General features: G+C 71.7%; 20 protein-coding genes. 14 read left to right on the top strand and 6 right to left on the bottom strand.

Translation table 11 applies throughout. The features are described 5' to 3' along the window. Nucleotides 1-80 precede the first annotated feature (80 nt). Nucleotides 81-437: a hypothetical protein gene (locus AC5R91_RS19565; protein ID WP_495392782.1), complete on the top strand. Its 357-nt coding sequence runs from the start codon at nucleotides 81-83 to the stop codon at nucleotides 435-437. Here AC5R91_RS19565 and AC5R91_RS19570 read toward each other — a convergent pair. Continuing rightward, nucleotides 416-751 carry a type II toxin-antitoxin system VapB family antitoxin gene (locus tag AC5R91_RS19570; protein WP_009741388.1) on the bottom strand — a complete coding sequence of 112 codons (336 nt, stop codon included), beginning with the start codon at nucleotides 749-751 and terminating at the stop codon, nucleotides 416-418. The genes AC5R91_RS19565 and AC5R91_RS19570 overlap by 22 nt on opposite strands. A 329-nt stretch (nucleotides 752-1,080) precedes the next feature. On the opposite strand from AC5R91_RS19570, the gene AC5R91_RS19575 reads away from it, so the two are divergent. The 8 genes from AC5R91_RS19575 to AC5R91_RS19610 all read left to right on the top strand — a co-directional run bounded on the left by AC5R91_RS19575 (nucleotide 1,081) and on the right by AC5R91_RS19610 (nucleotide 8,363). Beyond that, nucleotides 1,081-1,737 carry a DUF2470 domain-containing protein gene (locus AC5R91_RS19575; RefSeq protein ID WP_495392783.1) on the top strand — a complete coding sequence of 219 codons (657 nt, stop codon included), beginning with the start codon at nucleotides 1,081-1,083 and terminating at the stop codon, nucleotides 1,735-1,737. Nucleotides 1,738-1,821: 84 nt separating this feature from the next. Then, entirely contained in the window at nucleotides 1,822-2,349 is a 528-nt protein-coding gene (locus AC5R91_RS19580) for a hypothetical protein (protein ID WP_495392784.1), read from the top strand. After that, entirely contained in the window at nucleotides 2,346-2,912 is a 567-nt protein-coding gene (locus AC5R91_RS19585; protein WP_495392785.1) for an OmpA family protein, read from the top strand. Before AC5R91_RS19580 ends, AC5R91_RS19585 begins: the two co-directional genes overlap by 4 nt. Nucleotides 2,913-2,955: 43 nt before the next feature. Then, the gene (locus AC5R91_RS19590; RefSeq protein ID WP_495392786.1) at nucleotides 2,956-3,714 is read left to right on the top strand and encodes a metal ABC transporter ATP-binding protein; all 759 of its coding nucleotides are present in this window, start codon (nucleotides 2,956-2,958) and stop codon (nucleotides 3,712-3,714) included. Beyond that, nucleotides 3,711-4,562, top strand: a complete 852-nt coding sequence (locus tag AC5R91_RS19595) for a metal ABC transporter permease (protein WP_495392787.1) — start codon at nucleotides 3,711-3,713, stop codon at nucleotides 4,560-4,562. The genes AC5R91_RS19590 and AC5R91_RS19595 overlap by 4 nt, the downstream gene beginning before the upstream one ends. Next, a complete protein-coding gene (locus AC5R91_RS19600) occupies nucleotides 4,559-5,443 on the top strand; it encodes a metal ABC transporter permease (protein WP_495392788.1) in 885 nt (294 codons plus the stop codon). The genes AC5R91_RS19595 and AC5R91_RS19600 overlap by 4 nt, the downstream gene beginning before the upstream one ends. Beyond that, the gene (locus AC5R91_RS19605) at nucleotides 5,444-6,658 is read left to right on the top strand and encodes a pyridoxal phosphate-dependent aminotransferase (protein ID WP_495392789.1); all 1,215 of its coding nucleotides are present in this window, start codon (nucleotides 5,444-5,446) and stop codon (nucleotides 6,656-6,658) included. It begins immediately after the preceding gene. 58 nt (nucleotides 6,659-6,716) lie between these two features. Beyond that, nucleotides 6,717-8,363, top strand: a complete 1,647-nt coding sequence (locus tag AC5R91_RS19610) for a hypothetical protein (protein WP_495392790.1) — start codon at nucleotides 6,717-6,719, stop codon at nucleotides 8,361-8,363. On the opposite strand, the gene AC5R91_RS19615 is transcribed toward AC5R91_RS19610, so the two are convergent. Both AC5R91_RS19615 and AC5R91_RS19620 read right to left on the bottom strand, forming a co-directional pair. Further along, nucleotides 8,320-8,931: a hypothetical protein gene (locus AC5R91_RS19615; protein ID WP_495392791.1), complete on the bottom strand. Its 612-nt coding sequence runs from the start codon at nucleotides 8,929-8,931 to the stop codon at nucleotides 8,320-8,322. The genes AC5R91_RS19610 and AC5R91_RS19615 overlap by 44 nt on opposite strands. A gap of 88 nt (nucleotides 8,932-9,019) precedes the next feature. After that, entirely contained in the window at nucleotides 9,020-9,421 is a 402-nt protein-coding gene (locus AC5R91_RS19620) for an SCO5389 family protein (RefSeq protein ID WP_495392792.1), read from the bottom strand. A 368-nt stretch (nucleotides 9,422-9,789) separates the two neighbouring features. Between AC5R91_RS19620 and AC5R91_RS19625 the strand changes: the two genes are divergently transcribed. Then, nucleotides 9,790-10,185, top strand: coding sequence for a Fur family transcriptional regulator (locus tag AC5R91_RS19625; protein WP_495398008.1), 396 nt, complete (start codon nucleotides 9,790-9,792; stop codon nucleotides 10,183-10,185). Nucleotides 10,186-10,189: 4 nt separating this feature from the next. On the opposite strand, the gene AC5R91_RS19630 is transcribed toward AC5R91_RS19625, so the two are convergent. Together AC5R91_RS19630 and AC5R91_RS19635 are read right to left on the bottom strand one after the other, a co-directional pair. Beyond that, complete coding sequence (locus AC5R91_RS19630; RefSeq protein ID WP_495392793.1) at nucleotides 10,190-11,407, bottom strand: CapA family protein; 1,218 nt, start codon at nucleotides 11,405-11,407, stop codon at nucleotides 10,190-10,192. A 175-nt stretch (nucleotides 11,408-11,582) separates the two neighbouring features. Then, nucleotides 11,583-12,512 carry an LLM class F420-dependent oxidoreductase gene (locus AC5R91_RS19635; protein WP_495392794.1) on the bottom strand — a complete coding sequence of 310 codons (930 nt, stop codon included), beginning with the start codon at nucleotides 12,510-12,512 and terminating at the stop codon, nucleotides 11,583-11,585. 126 nt (nucleotides 12,513-12,638) lie between these two features. Here AC5R91_RS19635 and pdhA point away from each other — a divergent pair, with 126 nt between their 5' ends. From pdhA to AC5R91_RS19655, 4 genes are all read left to right on the top strand, one after another. After that, nucleotides 12,639-13,994 (top strand): pyruvate dehydrogenase (acetyl-transferring) E1 component subunit alpha, encoded by a 1,356-nt coding sequence (gene pdhA, locus AC5R91_RS19640; protein ID WP_495398009.1) that lies wholly within the window; start codon nucleotides 12,639-12,641, stop codon nucleotides 13,992-13,994. Then, on the top strand, nucleotides 13,991-15,064 hold the full coding sequence (locus AC5R91_RS19645) for an alpha-ketoacid dehydrogenase subunit beta (RefSeq protein WP_495392795.1): 1,074 nt from the start codon (nucleotides 13,991-13,993) through the stop codon (nucleotides 15,062-15,064). Before pdhA ends, AC5R91_RS19645 begins: the two co-directional genes overlap by 4 nt. A 31-nt stretch (nucleotides 15,065-15,095) precedes the next feature. Continuing rightward, nucleotides 15,096-16,610 carry a dihydrolipoamide acetyltransferase family protein gene (locus AC5R91_RS19650; protein WP_495392796.1) on the top strand — a complete coding sequence of 505 codons (1,515 nt, stop codon included), beginning with the start codon at nucleotides 15,096-15,098 and terminating at the stop codon, nucleotides 16,608-16,610. A gap of 120 nt (nucleotides 16,611-16,730) precedes the next feature. Then, nucleotides 16,731-16,967, top strand: a complete 237-nt coding sequence (locus tag AC5R91_RS19655; protein WP_009741405.1) for a hypothetical protein — start codon at nucleotides 16,731-16,733, stop codon at nucleotides 16,965-16,967. Nucleotides 16,968-17,087: 120 nt separating this feature from the next. Here the strand turns inward: AC5R91_RS19655 and AC5R91_RS19660 are convergent, their stop codons facing one another. Then, nucleotides 17,088-17,480 carry a hypothetical protein gene (locus AC5R91_RS19660; RefSeq protein ID WP_495392797.1) on the bottom strand — a complete coding sequence of 131 codons (393 nt, stop codon included), beginning with the start codon at nucleotides 17,478-17,480 and terminating at the stop codon, nucleotides 17,088-17,090. Nucleotides 17,481-17,584: the final 104 nt, after the last annotated feature.

The following is a 17,584-nucleotide window of genomic DNA, read 5'->3' on the forward strand; positions in this document are numbered from 1 at the left end:
CCCGTCTCGTGACCTAATCTGGCGTGACACGAGGTCGGTTGCGTGGCTACGTGAGGCGATGCCCGTAGGCTCCCGGTCTTGTGAGCCCCATCCTCGCGTCCGGACGAGCTGGGAACTTCCTCCGATCTGTGTTGATCATTCTTCTGCTCGTTCTGATGATGCGGACGGCCTACCTCCTGTGGTTCTTCCACACCCCGGCCTGGACGTCGCGTCCGCACGACATCCGCTACTGCGGCGGATGGTACGAGCGAGCCGACACGCCGGATGTCACCGGCCGACAGGCCAGGAGGACCGCTGGCGGAAACCTCAAGCCAGTGATGCGGTCACCGGTCTTTCGGCCGATCACCGCCCACCGTCCGTCCTCGACCTGCCCGCAGTATCTGTTCGCCAAGGTCGGCAAGGACGTCTACGTGACCTACCGCGCCACCGAAGACTGAGCGGAGTCGCTCAAAGCGGGTCCCGTGAGCACATAGACACGGGCGTGTATCGAGGTGCGCTGCTGCAGCGCCGCGCGGACCGCCCGATGCAGGCCATCCTCGAGGTAGAGAGCGCCCCCCCATTCGATCACGTGCGGGAAGAGGTCTCCGTAGAAGGTCGAGTCCTCATCGAGCAGCACATCGAGCGCCAGTACCCGTTTCGTCGTGACGAGCTGATCGAGCCGGACCTGGCGAGGGGGTATGGCCGCCCAGTCCCGCTGGCCAAGGCCGTGCTCGGGGTACGGGCGACCGTCTCCGACCAACTTGAAGATCACCGGCACCTCCTCCTCGAGGGCGAGACATCCGTCGACTACGACAGCCTAGAATCCCCGCCCCGTCTATAAGACCCCGGTCGGCCCGGAGCGGGAACCGGGTGGACATCAGGACCACGGCCGTGTGGCGGATCCCCGCATCGAGCCGGCGTATCCCTTGACCTCTACGTCAGGTCTGGCTTAAGTAAGCCTAACCTGAGTTTACGGAGGTCGCGATGACGTCGCCAGCCCATACCCTAGACATGATCACTATGGCTCGACGGGCGAGGACGGTCCTTGCCGGTGGCCGCACGGCACTGCTGACTCTCCCCTGTGAGCAGGCACGGGGCTGGGTGGGAGTGATCGACGACGGGGGGGAGCCGGTGCTGATGGCGAGCGCCGACGGCCGGCTGGCCAGCGCCGCCAGGAACGGGAGGCGGAGCTGGGTCGAGGTGCCAGGACACGCTGGCGAGCGCCTGATCCTGGCCGGTCCGCTGCGGGTGGTGCCGGGCACCACGGAGCAGATCCTGAGCCGGCTCGCCGATCTGGGTCGCACGGTCAGCACGGAGGATGGCGTCGCCGATGGCCTTTCCGTGCTGGCGCTCTCGGTCGACGACGTCGTGCTCTGCCTACCCACAGTGGTCAGGGACGGCCGTGCACGCCGATGGCCCTCCGCCACGGTGGGTCGGCGGATCGACCTTGCCTCCTACGCGTTTGCCGAGCCGGACCTGATCAGTGCCTACGCGCCGGAGCTCATCGAGCATCTCAACGTGGGACATGCGGATCAGATGCGCCAGCTCGCCCGACACGCTCTGCCGGCGGCGATCGAGGGCGACATCGCGGGCGTTCAGGTCAGCGGCCTGGATCGGTACGGCATGGACCTGTGGCGGGTTGACGGCGGCGGAGCCCAGCAGGTACGGGTCGCCTTCCGGCAGCCGCTCGTCGAACCGCGCTCCCTCGGCCGCGAACTACGTCGATTGCTCGACCAGTCGGCCAACACCTCGGAATGACGCCCATAATCGGCTCCGGACGTTTCTGCCCCGCGCCCGGAGGCTCAGATGCCGCGATCGCGTCACCGCCTGAGTTTTGCAGTCATGGCACTGGCCACGCTCGCGGCACTGACCACCGCATCCTGTTCCGGTGCATCGGACGGCATCGACAAACCCGGATCGGCCGCCGAGTCCGCACGGCCGGCGAGTCCGGCGTCGCCGAGGAGCGAGAACCCTGTAGTCACCCGCACCACTCGGCTCACTGCCGGCGAGGACGGCCCGGTCGAGATCGGGCTCGTCGACCTGCGTATCAGCGGCAGACTCGCCGTCCTGCGGCTGACCTTCACGCCGCACCTTCGCACAGACCGCCCCGGCGGCGTCTCCCTGCTGGACATGGCGGGTGGTCGAGGCGGCAGCGTGAGCTTGGTCGACACGGTGAACCTGCGTCGCTACCTGGTTGTGCGCGACAGCCGCAATGAGCCACTCGGTCCGATCCCGGCCGTGGTCCGCACCGCCAACGACAGCCCACTGGATGCGACCTTCACGTTCGCCGCGCCGCCGGCCGAGGTCAAGAAGATCGACGTCTATCTGGACGATCAGATCGCCTTCGACGGTGTGGACATCACCCCGTGAGTGGACCTCTCCTCGCGAGTGGTCCGGTCCGCGCAACGTTGGCGTTGGTCGCGGTGCTGGTGCTCGTCGCCGCGGCCCCGGTACCGGACGACGAGTTGCGCACCGCGGTGCACGAGCTGCGGACCGACGAGGCGGTCCGCCCGATCGACCTTGACAGGAGCGTCGTCGAGCTTCGCACCGAGGAACATCGCGGCACCCAGACCATGATCACCCTGAGTGCCGACGTCCTGTTCGCCTTCGACTCAGCCGAGCTCACCGCGATGGCGCGTCGCCAGATCGCCGACGTGGCAGGCCGACTCGCCGGGTCCGCCGCGGCGCCGGTCCGGGTGGACGGGTACACCGACAGCTTCGGCACCCCGGCCTACAACGTGATCCTTTCCCAACGGCGCGCCAGCGCCGTCGCCGATCTCCTCCGTCGCGCGGCGCCGGCCGGGGTGCTCTTCTCCGCCAGGGGGCACGGATCCGCCGATCCGATCACCCCCAACACCCTGCCCGACGGGTCGGACGACCCGGCCGGACGAGCAATCAACCGCCGAGTGACCATCACCTACGGCGACCAGTGAGTCCAATTTGACATCGGCATCGACAATCGTTTCCAATTAGGTCATGTCCCGACCCGCCGCGATCGTCTTCGACCAGGCGAGCATCGCCTACGGGCGGGTGCCTGCGCTGGAGCAGGTTCACGGCACGGTGCGTCAGGGGGAGATCGTCGCGCTCGTCGGGCCCAACGGCGCCGGCAAGTCGACCCTGATCAAGGCGCTGCTTGGCCTGGTGCCGGTGGCGTCGGGTTCGATCACCGTCCTCGGCCGGCCGCCCGCGCAGGCGCGCCGGCTGGTCGCCTACGTGCCGCAGGCGGACACGCTCGACCCGGACTTCCCGATCTCAGTGGCACAGGTCGTCCTGATGGGCCGCTACCGGCGGATCGGCTGGCTGCGGCCGCCCGGGCGGGCTGATCGGGATGCGGCCGCCGAAGCACTGGCGGCGGTGGGCCTCGCGCACCGGGCGCCAGACCGGTTCGGCACGCTGTCCGGGGGGCAGCGGCAGCGGGTGCTGCTCGCGCGGGCGATCGCGGCACAACCGGAGGCGCTGCTTCTCGACGAGCCCTTCAACGGGGTCGACGCGGTCTCCCAGGAGGCTCTGCTGGCCACGATCAAGACTCTCGCCGCCGGCGGCGCCGCGGTCGTCGTGTCCACCCATGACCTTGGCCTGGCGCAGTTGACCTGCGACGGTATCTGCCTGCTCAATCGGCATCAGTTCGGCTTCGGACCACCCGCCGACGTGCTCACCCCCGACCTGCTGCGGGCCGCCTACGGCGGAGCGGCATTGGAGCTGGGCGATCACGGGCTGATCGTCGCCCGCTCATGATCGACATCCTGGTCACGCCGTTTGACCGGCCGTACATGACACGGGCTCTCGTCGAGGCGCTGCTCCTCGGTGCGCTCTGCGGCGCGGTCGGCGTGTATGTGCTGCTACGACGGCTGGCGTTTCTGACTGACGCCGTCACCCACACCGTCTTTCCCGGGGTCGTCGTCGGGTTTCTGGTCTCGGGCCGGTCCGGCATCGTGCCGGGTGCGCTCGTCTGCGCGGTGGCCGCGGCGGCCCTGTTCACGGCGATCGCGGCCACCCGGCGGGTGAACGAGGACGCGACCCTGGCCGTGCTGCTGACGGCCTTCTTCGCGGTGGGGGTGATCCTCATCTCGCGGCAGCATTCGTACACCGCCGATCTCACAGCCTTTCTGTTCGGGCACGTGCTGACCATCGACACGGCGGACATCGTGGTCACCGCGGCGGTGACCGTCCTGGCCGGCCTGGTCCTGCTCGGGCTGGGCAAGGAGCTGCTGCTGCGGGCCTTCGATCCGGAGTGGGCCCGGGCGGCGGGCTACCGGATCACCGCGCTCGACCTGGTCGGCAACATGCTGATCGCGCTGGTCGTGGTCGCCTCGGTCCAGGCTGTCGGGACCGTGCTCGTGATCGCGATGCTCGTCGTGCCGGCTGCGGCGGCGCGGCTGCTGTCCGAGCGGCTCGGCGTCATCGCCGCCGTGGCGGTGCTCGTCGGCATGGTCGGCGCCTGGCTGGGGCTCGCCACCAGCTACGAGGCGTCGGTCGGTCACGACCTGCGGCTCGCCGCCGGGGCCACCATCGTGCTCGTCCTCGTCGCCTTCTATGCCCTGGTGACGCTCGGCCAGGCCACCCGGCGGCTGGTGCGGCGATGATCCTGTTCTCCTCGCTCGGCGACGGCTACGTGCGACGCGCGCTGCTGGAGGTCGTGATCGTCGGAGTGCTCTGCGGTGCAGTGGGCGTCCATGTCGTGCTGCGTCGGCTGAGTTTTCTGACCACGGCGTTGACCCACGCGACCTTCCCCGGAGTGGTGATCGCGACGCTGCTCGGCCTGGGCCTCGTCCTCGGCGCGGGGGTGTTCGGCGTGCTTCTCGTGGCTGTCGTGGCGGCGCTGACCGGCCCGCGCGGCGCTGAGCACGGACGGGAGACCACCAGCGTCACCGCCGTGGTGCTCTCCGGCGGCTTCGCCCTGGGGATGGCGCTGATGTCGACGCAGGAGGGCTTCAGCCGGGACCTCACCGCCTTTCTGGTCGGTTCGGTGCTCACCGTCCAGCCGAGCGATCTCGCCGTCAGCGCGGTGACGGCGGCGGTCGTGCTGGGGGTGCTGGCGGCGCTGCGCAAGGAGCTGCTCCTCGCCGCCTTCGATCCGGACGCCCTCGCCGCCGCGGGCTATCCGGCCCGCCGGCTCGATCTCGTTCTGCTGCTGGCACTCGAGGCGACGGTGGTGACCTCCCTGCCCGCCGTCGGCACGATCATGGCGATCGCCCTGATCGTGGGTCCGGCGGCGACCGCCCGGCTCTGGTGCTCCCGGACATCCACGATGACCGTCGTGGCCGTCGGCGTCGGCGTCGCCTCAGGGGTGATCGGACTCGCTGTCAGCGAGCAGTGGAACGTCGCGGCCGGCGGTGCGATCGTCCTCTCCGTCGCCGCATTCTTCATGATCTCGCTGGTGTTGCGGTCACTCCCGTGGGGTGAACTGGCCGTCGCGGCTGCGGGCCGCCGAAAATCCGCTGGACGCCCCACCTACTCTGGGTAGATGGAGTTCACCCAGTCCGACAAGCTCGCCGACGTCTGTTACGACGTCCGTGGGCCTGTCCTCGACGAAGCGACCCGGCTGGAAGCCGCGGGCGCGCGCATCCTCAAGCTGAACATCGGCAACCCGGCGCCGTTCGGCTTCTCCGCACCGCCGGAGGTACTTGAGGCCGTCGTGGCAAACCTGTCGGGCGCACAGGGGTACAGCGACTCCAAGGGCCTGCGCGCCGCGCGCGAGGCGGTCGTGGGCTACCACAACCGCAAGGGCATCACCGGGATCACGTCCGACAGTGTGTATCTGGGCAACGGCGTGTCCGAAATGATCATGATGTCGTTGCAGGCGCTGCTCAACAACGGCGACGAGGTGCTGCTGCCGGCGCCCGACTACCCGCTGTGGACGGCCGTGGTGAGCCTCTGCGGCGGGCGGCCGGTGCACTACCTCTGCGACGAGACCGCCGGCTGGGCGCCGGACGTGGCGGACATCGCTCGCAAGGTCACCCCGCGGACCAGGGCGATCGTCATCATCAACCCGAACAACCCCACCGGCGCCGTCTATGACCGGCGGGTGCTGGAGGACATCGTCGAAGTCGCGCGGCGCCACCATCTGATGCTGCTGTCCGACGAGATCTACGACCGGATCCTCTACGACGACGCTGAGCACATCGCGACCGCGTCGCTGGCTCCGGACCTGGTCTGCATGACCTTCAACGGGCTGTCGAAGGCGTACCGGCTGGCTGGCTTCCGCTCCGGCTGGATGGTGCTGTCGGGCCCGCGTGGACACGCCTCGTCCTACATCGAGGGGTTGAACATCCTCGCGAACATGCGGCTGTGCGCGAACGTGCCTGGGCAGTTCGCCACACTCGCCGCACTCGCCGAGGACGGCGGTGCGGGCGATCTCGTCCTGCCCGGCGGCCGGCTGCGGGAACAGCGGGACACCGTCGTGAAGCTGCTCAACGACATCCCGGGCGTGTCCTGCGTGCCCCCGCGAGGCGCGTTGTACGCATTCCCGCGGCTCGACCCCGAGGTCTACCCGATCGAGGACGACGAGCGGTTCGTCTTCGACCTGCTGGCAGCCGAGAAGATCCTTCTTGTCCAGGGCACCGGCTTCAACTGGCCGCATCCCGACCATGTCCGGATCGTGACGCTGCCCTCGGTGGACGATCTCACCGACGCCGTCGGGCGGATCGACCGGTTCCTGGCTCGGTACAAGCAGAACTAGTCCTATCGACACCATCGACGAGGTTGTCCACAGGCAGGCGGCGGCTTGTGGACAACCTGTGGACAACTCGCGTCGCGACCTACGGGTCGCGCTCCTGCTCGCCGTCGCCGCCATCGGGGTGGAGATCGCGTTGCACGCCCGGATCGGGCGGCCGCTCTGGTACGACGAGCTCTGGCGCCCGCACTTCGCCGGCGAGCCATGGCCGACGTTCTGGTCGGAGCTCAAGTCGGCGAACGCGCCGTCGTCGCTGGGATCGATCGCACTGACCCGGATGACCGGCGACGTTCTCGGCTGGCATGCCTGGGCGCTGCGCACCGTCACGGCCGGAATCTGGCTGCCGGTGCTGGCGGTGGCGACGTTCCTGTCCGCGCGGCGCTTCACCGGCGTCCTCCCGGCCGCGGGCGGCGCGGTCGCGGTGTCGCTGAGCGGCACCGTCGTCGACTCCGGCACCCAGCTCAAGCCGTACGTCCTCGAGGCGGTCGTCTCCCTCGCGGTGTTCGCCCTGTGGACGGCGCCCGGCGCGCCGCTGCGGAACCGGACCGCCGCCGGCGCCCTGGCCGCGGTCTCGCTGCCCGCCGTGTTCCTGCTGGTACCGCTGGCTGTGGGCGACCTCGTCCGCGACCGCCGGACCGGCTGGCGCGCCGCGCCGGCGCTGCTGCTGGCCGGCGGGCACACGGTGCTGTTCGTCTCCCACCAGTCCAGCCAGCGCGCGAGCCACTTCTGGGATGATCAGTTCCTCGCCGGGCGAGGCGTTCTCGGCGGGCTGCGCTTCACCGCCGACCAGGCACGCGCGGTGCTGGGCGGTGCGCCCCCCGGCATCGACCGCTACGACCCCAACCTGGTGCATTCCCTGCTCGAGGGCCACCGACTCGCCACGACCCTCGTGGGGACCGCGACGGCCGTCGCCGTGCTCGCGGGCGCCCGGGCGCTGCGCCGCCGGGCGGACGGCGCGACCCTGCTGTGGAGCCTGGTCGGCGCCGAGCTCCTTCAGCTCGTGGCGAGCGGCGGACGTTACTGGCCATTCGGGGCATGCCGACCGAACCTGTTCCTCGTCCCGCTGCTGACCATCGTTGCGGCGGTCGGCGCGGGCGAACTGGCGGCCGTGGCCCGTCGGCGCCGCCGTGGGGGCGGCGCTGACGGTGCGGGCGGCACGGGCGGCGCGGGTGGCCGCGGACGCGTCATCAGTGCGGCCAGCGTGCTCTGCCTCGCGGGCGTTGCGGCGACGCCGGTCTGCGCGGCCGCCGGGATCGGCACCATGTGGCGGGAGCGCCACGAGGTGCGCCCGATCGAGGGCATGGTCAACGCGACTCTGGCAGTGCGCGAGCAGTACCGCCCGGGTGACGCCGTCATCGTCGGTGGCCGCCTCGCTCGGGCGGGCTGGCTGTACGGGATGGAGCTCAGCGCCGACGGCCCGCGGCGACCAGGCGCGCGGGTGCCGCGCTCGGCGACGACGTTCCTGAACGCGATCGGTCGCGGCGGGGCGGAACAGGCCGTGCGGACCCGCCAGCATCCGCCGCGGCGCGTCCTGCTGTTCGTCCTCGCCTACGACCGCCGGGGCACGGCCGCGGAGCTCACCACCCTGCGCCGCGGCGGATGGTGCAACCGCGGCGTCCGCTCGTTCCCGCTGACCGGGACGCTGCACGAGCTGGACCGCTGCGCGGTCACGGGGCGGCGGGGGCCGCCGTCGCCATCGGCTGGCCGATGATCGCCGCCAGCGCCGCCCACTGCCGGTCACCGTCGGCCAGCGAGGTGAGCATGCGCTGCTGCAGGACGCCGACCTCGATGCGGGTGCCGTCGAACAACTGGGCGCAGGAGGCCGCCGCCGCGGTATAGCCACGGCCTCCTGCGTCATAACGGGCCCGTGCCCCGGCGGTGGGTGGCACCGGCGCGGTGATCGCCGCCGAGATGTCGGTCCCGAGGGTGGCACACGCGGGTTTCAGGGCGGCGCCGTTCTGCGCGGTGAGCTGGGAACGGACGGTGGCCACGTCGGTGGCCACCCGGATCCGTAGTCCCTCGCTCCCGTGGTACCAGGAGGCCAGCTCCGCGGCGTCGTTCTCCGCGGACACCGGGATGGCCGAGACGGGGGTGGGGGTACTCACGTGCGCACCACCGCCGGGCAGGCCGGACGCGGGCTGCTCGCCTCCGGTCAAGATGGCCACGGAGCCACCGACGACCAGCGCGATCACGCCGAGAATGGCGAGCCGGCTCCCCATCGGATTCTGCAACGGGTCCGGCTCACGCAGCCAACCCGGCCGGCCGCCCTGCCGCGCCATGCCGATCCTCCTCTGCCCATCCGGCCCTGACACCCGACGCAGCGCAAAGGTTATGCCGCGGGGAGTGGCCGGCCGGCGTCGGGGGAGCTCAGCAGTTGACGAGCTCGGGCTTCTGATTGAGGACCTGCGCCTCACGGGAGACGAACTGCCGGTACTGCTCCCCGCCGACCGCGTCGAGGCCGAACATCCCGACCCGGTGGCAGTTCTGGAACACGAGGGCCACGCCGAAACGCCGCTCCAACGCTGAGCGGATGGAGGTGCTGGCCATCGCCCGCAGTAGCTGGCCGCCCTCCGTGTCGGTGGGCGGCGTGCCGTCGAAGGCGGTGAAGTCCGACCCGGCGGCGCGGGCCGACTCGAGCTCGGCCGCGAGCCGCTCGACCAGCTCATAGGCGAACGGCAGCGAGGTGCGGACGCAGTCCAGGAACGCCTCGTCGGTCAGTTCGCCGACACGGGCGGCCTCGACGAGTTGCGGAGTGACCGTAAGTGACATCGGAACCTCCAGGAGTGGTGGCGAGCCTGTCCCCGCCGTGATCCACTCTTTCGGAAATGGATTCCATTGTCAATAACGTTGCCATCGGAGTGCCATCCGGGTCGGCCGAACGGCCCTGACAGCGCGCGAAGGTGAGAAAATGAGACCGTGAAGCACCCCGAGCCGCGACCCGAGCCGCAAGGACGTCGCGGCCCGGCCGGGGGCGACGGCACCTCGGACCTCTGGGCCTCTCGGACAGCAGCACGGACGTGGCGAAGGGAGTGGCGGTGAGCATCGCGAGGAACGAGCCCAGATCGGCCGATGCCGACCCGTCCCCGCGGCCGGTCCCCGGCGCGGCGGCGCGCGGCGCACCCGGCCGCGGCACGACGGTGCGCGCCACCCGGCAGGGCGACGCGGTGTGCGCCGCCCTCGCCGAGACCGACGCCTTCACCAGCGCTCAGGACCTGCACGCCCTGCTGCGCTCGCGGGGCGCCGGGGTCGGGCTGACCACCGTGTACCGCCATCTCCAGGTGCTGGTGGACCGGGGTGAGGTCGACATGATCCGCCGCGACGACGGCGAGACGGTCTACCGACGCTGCGCCACCGCGGCGCACCACCACCACCTCGTCTGCCGGGTCTGCGGGCGGACCGTGGAGATCGCCGGCCCGGAGATCGAGGCGTGGACCGCCGCCGTCGCCGACGCCGAGGGCTTCGTCGACGTCGAGCACACCGTGGAGATCTATGGCACGTGCGCCGACTGCGCGGCAGCGTCGGCCGCCTCCTGAACCGTCACGGGGCAGTGGCCGCGAGGCCGGTACAGCCACGCAGGGCGTTCCAGGCGGCGAGCGCCTGGCTGCCGGCGGCGCCGCTCAGCGGCCGCGGCGCGCCCCCCACGATCCGGGCCGGCACCCAGGTGGCGTCGGTGACCGCCCTGCCGGCCACGGTCAGGCGCAGCACCCCGGACTCGGTATTGCGTCCGGTCCCGGAGGAGTAGAAGACGAAGTTCCCCAGGCCGTAGTCGACGTAGACGCCGTCACTGGTCCAACCCGCCCCGAGCAGGACGTGGGCGTGGCTGCCGACTACGACGTCCGCCCCGGCCGCCGCGAGCCGGGGGACCAGGGATCGCTGCGCGTCGCTCGGGCACTGCTGCTGCTCGACCCCCCAGTGCAGGAACACGACAACGGTGTCGGCCCGCGCCCGCGCGCCCCGCACGGCGGCGATCAGCTTGTCGACCTCCTTCGCCGAGGCGAGGCCAGGCTTGTGCGGCCCGGCGGTCCAGGCGGGGATGAGCTGGTCGTCGAGGACCTGGGTCGCTCCGATGACGGCGATGCGCTGCCCCTTCACCGTCGTCGTGTACGGGGTGAAGGCGCTGGTGTCGTCCTCGCCGATGCCGATGACCGGGAAGTGGGCGTCGCGGGCGTGGCGCAGCGAGTCCTGCAGCCCGGTCAGGCCGTAGTCCATGCCGTGATTGTTCGCCATGGTCACGACATCGATGCCAGCGGCGCGCACCGCGTCGAACGCGGTGGGCGGGGCGCGGAAGGTGAACTCCTTCGGCGCCGGGGTGCCGCCGTCGGTCACCGCGGTCTCCAGGTTCGCGACGGCGAGGTCCGCGGCGGACAGGGTCGCCGAGATCGGCCCGATCGCCGTGGCGGGATCGGCCGCGAGGCGCTGGCCGGGCGTGCCCGCAAAGTGGATGTCACCGCCGAACGCGATGGTGACGGGCTGCCCCGTCGGCCGTCGCGGGCCGTTCCCGACCGGGCTGGAGCCGTCGGCCGAACCGGTGCTCCCGGCGGCCGCACCCGGGGCAGCCGGGGAACCGGTCCCGCCCAGGCTGGCAGCCGAGGCGGTCGCACCGGTCGGCGCGGGAGTCGGATCCGCGTCGTCGCCGTAGGGCATCGAACAGGCGACGAGCCCGACCAGCAGGACTCCGGCCGTGCCGAGGGCCAACCCCGCGGCTCTCGACCGACGCCCGGTCAACCGCCGCGCGACCCCCCCGTCGCCGCCCATGCCGCGTTCCTCCGTCCGACGTCCCCGTCCGGCAAGCCTCGCCGACCCGGCCGCGCCGGGCCAGTGGACGTCACCGGACCGACAGTCGGGACAGGGCGACCAGCCGAGACCGAGCTGACGGCCACCCGGCTGACAGCAGTCACAGGGTCGACAGCAGTCACCCGGCTGACAGCGGTCACAGGGTCGACAGCGCCGGTGCCAGCTCGCGCCACTGCCGGCGGGGCAGCCCGCGGCGGTCGAAGTCCAGAACCTGCACGGCGACCTGGTCGGCCCCGGCGTCGAGATGCTCCTTGATCCGGCCGAGCAGGACGTCGGGGTCGCCCCAGGGGACGATCGTGTCGACCAGGCGGTCGGAGCCCGCGCCGGCGAGATCGTCGTCGTCGAACCCGAACCGGCGCAGGTTGGACGTGTAGTTCGGCAGCCGCAGGTAGGACCCGGTGTGCCGGCGCGCCAGCTCCCGGGCCTGCTCGGGGTCGTCGTGCAGGACGAACGCCTGCTCGGGAACGAGCAGCTTGTCCGGGCCGAGGATCTCGCGGGCCGCCGCGGTGTGCTCGGGCGGGACGAAGTAGGTGTGCGCGCCGTCGGCGCGATCGCGGGCAAGACCCAGCATCTTCGGCCCGAGCGCGGCGAGAACTCGCGGCGGCGGCTCGACCGGCGCCACCGCCCGGTACTGCTCGGCGGCCATCCGGTCCATCTCGTCGAGGTAGGCCGCCATCTGCGCGAGCGGGCGGGTGTAAGGGGCGCCCCGGATGTGCATCAGCTCGGCGTGGGAGACGCCCAGCCCGAGCAGGAAACGGTCGGGGTACGCCTCCGCGAGGGCGAGCTGCGCGGCGGTCATCGTCAGCGGGTTGCGGGCGAGGATCTGCGCGATCCCGGTCGCGATCGTGATCCGTGCGGTGGCCGCGAGGGCGAGGCTCGCGGTGACCAGGACCTCCCGGCCCTTGACCTCACCCGTCCACAGGGTGGGGTAGCCGAGCTCGTCAAGCTCGGCGATGGCTTCCCGGACGACACCGGCCGGGGAGAAGTCGAACTGCCCGCTCCAGACACCGACCTTCCCGATGTCGCGGCGGGCCGGCGGGCGGGGCACGTCCTGCGCACTCGTCACCGCGACACCGTACCGACCCGGGACCCCGGCACCGAGCGGGGCGGCGTGACCACGCGCGCGGCGGACTCACAGATCGGGTTGCCGGCTTCCGTCTGAGGTCTATCGTTGCCGAGTGTGACGGAGCTCATGCAGCTACTCACTCCGGCTGGTCATCGGATCACCGTCGCGTCCCGGGCCAGGACGCCCGAACCGGACGCGCCGCCCGCCGCGGCGCCCGACCGGCCGGCAGACACACCGCCGCCCCCCGGCCGGCCGACGCCCGGCCGGCCGGCGGACGGGCCGGACGCCGTTAGGCCGAGTGGAGCGCTCACCGCCGTCGACATCGACCTGCCCGCGTACGTCGCCGACCTCACCGACGACGAGCTGTTCGGCCTGTACCGGGACATGGTGCTGGTCCGACGCATGGACGAGGAGGCGACCAGCCTGCAGCGGCAGGGCGAGCTCGGGCTGTGGGCGAGCCTGCGCGGTCAGGAAGCCGCGCAGGTCGGGTCCGGACGGGCGCTCGGACCCGATGACATGGCGTTCCCGTCCTACCGCGAGCACGGGGTGGCCTGGTGCCGCGGCGTCGACCCGGCGGCGGTCCTGGCCATCTTCCGCGGCGTCAACCTCGGCGGCTGGGATCCGGCCACGCACGGCTTCGCCCTCTACTCGATCGTCGTCGGTTCGCAGACACTGCACGCCACCGGCTACGCGATGGGGATGACCTGGGACCGCTCGGCCGGCGCCGCGATCGTCTACTTCGGCGACGGCGCGTCCAGCGAGGGCGACGTCAACGAGGCGTTCGGCTGGGCGAGCGTGTACTGCGCCCCGCTGGTGTTCTTCTGCCAGAACAACCAGTGGGCCATCTCGGAACCGACCCGCCGGCAGAGCCGGACCGAGATCTTCCAGCGGGCGGCCGGATTCGGCTTCCCCAGCGTGCGCGTCGACGGCAACGACGTGCTGGCGTGCCTCGCCGTGTCCCGGTGGGCGCTGGCGACCGCGCGGGCCGGCCGTGGGCCGGTGCTCGTCGAGGCGGTGACCTACCGGATGGGCGCGCACACGACTGCCGACGACCCCACCCGCTACCGGTCGCCGATCGAGCTCGAGGCGTGGCGCCGGCGTGATCCCCTGGACCGGATGCGCGCCCATCTTGCGGCCCGTGGCCTGCTCGGTGAGGAACGTGACCGACACCTGGCCCTCGAGGCCGACACCTTCGCCCATGAGCTGCGCGCCCGCTGCACGGCGATGCTTGACCCGGACCCGACCAGCCTGTTCGACCATGTGCAGGTCACCGAGAATGGGCTGGTGGCGGAGCAACGCTCGGCGTTCGCCGCGACGCTCGACCCGGGTGACGGCGGGACGGACGACCGGCTCGACCTGGAGGATCGACTCGGCACCGGGGATCGACTCGGCGTGAGAGATGGGCTCGGCGTGAGAGATGGGCTCGACATGAAGGGTGGACTCGTGGCGGGCGAGGCGCACGTACCAGGGGAGGCGTGGTGACCAGCGGAGCCGTCATCACCGGCGAGCAGCCCGCCGAGGTCGGTGGGGAGCGGACCGGCGAGCCCGCCACCCCCGTACCGATCACGCTCGCGAAGGCGTTGAACCTGGGCCTGCGCTCGGCGATGGCGGCGGACCCCAAGGTGGTCGTGATGGGCGAGGACGTGGGCACCCTCGGCGGCGTGTTCCGGGTGACCGACGGCCTGCAGAAGGAGTTCGGCGAGGCCCGGGTCATCGACACGCCGCTGGCCGAGTCGGCGATCATCGGGACCGCGATCGGGCTGGCCATGCGCGGCTACCGGCCCGTCTGCGAGATCCAGTTCGACGGCTTCGTCTACCCCGCGTTCGACCAGATCGTCAGCCAGCTCGCGAAGCTGCACTACCGCTCCGGCGGGCGGATCAGGCTGCCGGTGACGATCCGCATCCCGTTCGGCGGGGGCATCGGTGCCGTCGAGCACCACAGCGAGTCCCCGGAGGCGTACTTCTGCCACACCGCGGGGTTGAAGGTCGTCGCCTGCTCGAACCCGGTCGACGCCCACCAGATGATCCAGCAGGCGATCCGCTCCGACGACCCGGTCATCTTCCTGGAGCCGAAGCGGCGGTACTGGGAGAAAGCGGTGGTGGACCCCCGGCCGCCGGGCGAACCGTCTCCGGACGGGACCACCGGCCTGCACAGCAGCGCGGTGGTGCGCGCGGGCACCGACGCGACCCTCGTCGGCTACGGCCCGACGGTGCGGACCTGCCTGGATGCCGCCGAGGTCAGCGCGGCCGACGACGGCCGGTCGTTGGAGGTCGTCGACCTGCGCTCGCTGTCCCCCCTCGACCTCGAGCCGGTGCTCGCCTCCGTGCGGCGGACCGGACGGCTGGTCGTGGTGCACGAGGCGCCGTCGAACGTCTCGATCTCCGCCGAGGTCGCCGCCCGCGTCACCGAGCAGGCGTTCTACTCGCTGGAGGCGCCGGTGCTGCGGGTCACCGGATTCGACACCCCGTACCCTCCCGCCCGCCTTGAGGACCACTACCTGCCCGACGTCGACCGCATCCTCGACGCGGTGGACCGGTCCTTCGGCTACTGACCCGCCCGCACTATCCGAACTGGGGTTCCCCGTGGCGCAGCGACAGTTCCGGCTCCCCGACCTGGGCGAGGGTCTGACCGACGCGGACATCGTCCGCTGGCTCGTCCAGGTCGGCGACTCCGTCACGGTGAACCAGCCGCTCGTGGAGGTCGAGACCGCCAAGGCGGTCGTCGAGATCCCGAGTCCGTTCGCCGGGGTCCTGGTGGAGATCCACGGCGAAGCGGGCAGCACCCTGGCCGTCGGCGAACCGCTGCTGACGGTCCGGACGGCCGATGCCGGGCAGCCCGAGCCCGCGGACGCGGCCCCCGAACCGGCGGCGGCCGCCTCCGGGTCCACCGGCGGCGCGGCGGGCGGCGGACGGCTGCCGGCCTCCCGCGACGGCGGTGCCGGCGAACGCGTGCCGGTGCTCGTCGGCTACGGGCCGCGCCAGGGTCAGCAACGTCGCCGCAGTCCCCGCCGCCAGGCCGCCCCGGGGCCCGCCCGCGGGAGCGGACCGGCGCGGGTGGACGGCGCGGCGCTCGCCAAACCCGCGGTGCTCGCCAAGCCACCCGTCCGTAAGCTGGCTCGCGACCTCGGTGTCGACCTCGCCGGGATCGCCGGCACCGGCCCCGACGGCACGATCAGCCGGGACGACGTCCAGGCCGCCGTGCGCACCGCCGCCCCAGCGACGCCCGTGGCGACCCCGGCGTCGCAGCCGACCGCGCCCACCACACCGGATGCACCCACCACACGGGACGCACCCACCACACGGGATGCACCCACACCGGATGCGATGCCGGCCGCCTCCCGGCGGATCGGCGCGGTCCCGGCCGACGCGGCCTTCTCCCCGGGGACCGGTGCCTGGCACGTGCCCGTTATCGGGGTGCGGCGGTCGATGGCACAGGCCATGGTCGCCAGCGTCGCCGCCGCGCCGCACGTCACCGAGTTCCTCAGCGTCGACGTGACCGCCACCATGGCCGCGCGCGAGCGCGTGGCGGCGCTGCCGGAGTTCGGCGGCATCAAGGTCACGCCACTGCTGTTCGTCGCCAAGGCCCTGCTCGTCGCCGTGCGCCGGCATCCGATGATCAATTCTCGCTGGGTCGAGGACGGGGGCGCGGGCCGGGCGGAGATCCAGGTCCCCGACCGGGTGAACCTGGGCATCGCCGTGGCGGGGCCGCGCGGCCTCGTCGTGCCGAACATCCCCGACGCGGGCCGGCTCGATCTCGTCGGCCTCGCGCGGGCACTGGCGGGGCTCACCGCGTCGGCCCGGGCGGACCGGCTCGACCCGGCGGATCTTCGTGGCGGGACCATCACCATCACCAACGTGGGGGTGCTCGGCGTCGACGTCGGAACGCCGATCCTGAACCCGCCGGAGGCCGCCATACTTGCTCTGGGCTCGATCCGTCCCACTCCCTGGGTGCACGACGGTCAGCTCACGGTACGTACGGTGGTGCAGCTCGCCCTGTCCTTCGACCACCGCATCGTCGACGGGGAACTGGGTGCGGCGGTGCTCGCGGATGTGGGCGCAGTGCTGACGGATCCCACGCTCGCCCTCGCCTGGTCGTGATCGACTCATCGGATCCACCAGCACGCCACAAAGCACGCGAGAGGGGCGCACAACGGCGCACAGTCGGCCCCCTGGTACGGTTGCGCCTCTGACCGGCTTCCGGCACAAAGAGGTGGAACCATGACGCGAGTGGAGGCACTTCAGGCCGCGGACGAGTTCGTCGCCAAGGTTCTGACCTCTGCCAACTCCAGCGGCCGGTTCACCGGCACGCTGAACCTGGCCGAACGGGTCGACCTCACGCTCCGGGTGGCCCGGTTCCTCCTGGAGGGGCAGTCCTCCTCGGACACCGACGACCTGCTGAAGCGGGACATGCGCAACGAGCTGGACCAGGCCTTCCCGCCGCTGCGTACGTCCTGACGGCGACCCGGACGACCACGCCGCCCGGAGCCCGGTTCCCCGGACCCGGGTTCACGGGTCGTTCCGGGAGGCGGGCCGGGCGGCGGCGGGCAGGTGGACGGGCCGGCAGGGGATAGGAACTCACCGCCGCGGTGCGTAGCGCTCCTCGCTGCCCACGTGGACGACAGGCTGCGGGTCGGGGTCCGCCTCCAGGTGACGCGTGGCGTTCAGCTTGCGGTCCTCCTCGGGCGTCAGACCCGGCTCACGCCGGCGCGGCGCCTCGACCGGGGTGACCGGGTCGACCAGGACCGTGTCGTCGATCGAGATCGGAGTCGGCACGCCGCTCTCCACCGACTCCTCGACGATCTTGCGGCGCCACTGGCTCTGGTACAGCGTGATGCCGAGACCGACTGCGCTGACGAGCATCATGATGAGGCCGACCACGTCGAGGTCGAGGCCGGAGGGATCGGAGCGGACGGCGAAGGCGAGGATGGCGCCGAGGGCGAAGAAGGCGAGGCTCAACGGGATTCCCATGCAGCCCCATCTACCCCCGGATCCGCCCAATACAACCCCGCCGGGACGGCAATTGCCACGGATCGCGTGAGACCTTCCGCGATCCGTGGCAACCCTCGCGGACC

The organism is Frankia sp. BMG5.60 (genome assembly GCF_059428125.1).

Coding starts and splice junctions, on each gene's coding strand:
- AC5R91_RS19580 (WP_495392784.1), top strand. CDS start 1,822: ATGGCACTGGCCACGCTCGCGGCACTGACCACCGCATCCTGTTCCGGT.
- AC5R91_RS19590 (WP_495392786.1), top strand. CDS start 2,956: ATGTCCCGACCCGCCGCGATCGTCTTCGACCAGGCGAGCATCGCCTAC.
- AC5R91_RS19595 (WP_495392787.1), top strand. CDS start 3,711: ATGATCGACATCCTGGTCACGCCGTTTGACCGGCCGTACATGACACGG.
- AC5R91_RS19600 (WP_495392788.1), top strand. CDS start 4,559: ATGATCCTGTTCTCCTCGCTCGGCGACGGCTACGTGCGACGCGCGCTG.
- AC5R91_RS19605 (WP_495392789.1), top strand. CDS start 5,444: ATGGAGTTCACCCAGTCCGACAAGCTCGCCGACGTCTGTTACGACGTC.
- AC5R91_RS19615 (WP_495392791.1), bottom strand. CDS start 8,931: ATGGCGCGGCAGGGCGGCCGGCCGGGTTGGCTGCGTGAGCCGGACCCG.
- AC5R91_RS19620 (WP_495392792.1), bottom strand. CDS start 9,421: ATGTCACTTACGGTCACTCCGCAACTCGTCGAGGCCGCCCGTGTCGGC.
- AC5R91_RS19630 (WP_495392793.1), bottom strand. CDS start 11,407: ATGGGCGGCGACGGGGGGGTCGCGCGGCGGTTGACCGGGCGTCGGTCG.
- pdhA (WP_495398009.1), top strand. CDS start 12,639: ATGCAGCTACTCACTCCGGCTGGTCATCGGATCACCGTCGCGTCCCGG.
- AC5R91_RS19655 (WP_009741405.1), top strand. CDS start 16,731: ATGACGCGAGTGGAGGCACTTCAGGCCGCGGACGAGTTCGTCGCCAAG.
- AC5R91_RS19660 (WP_495392797.1), bottom strand. CDS start 17,480: ATGGGAATCCCGTTGAGCCTCGCCTTCTTCGCCCTCGGCGCCATCCTC.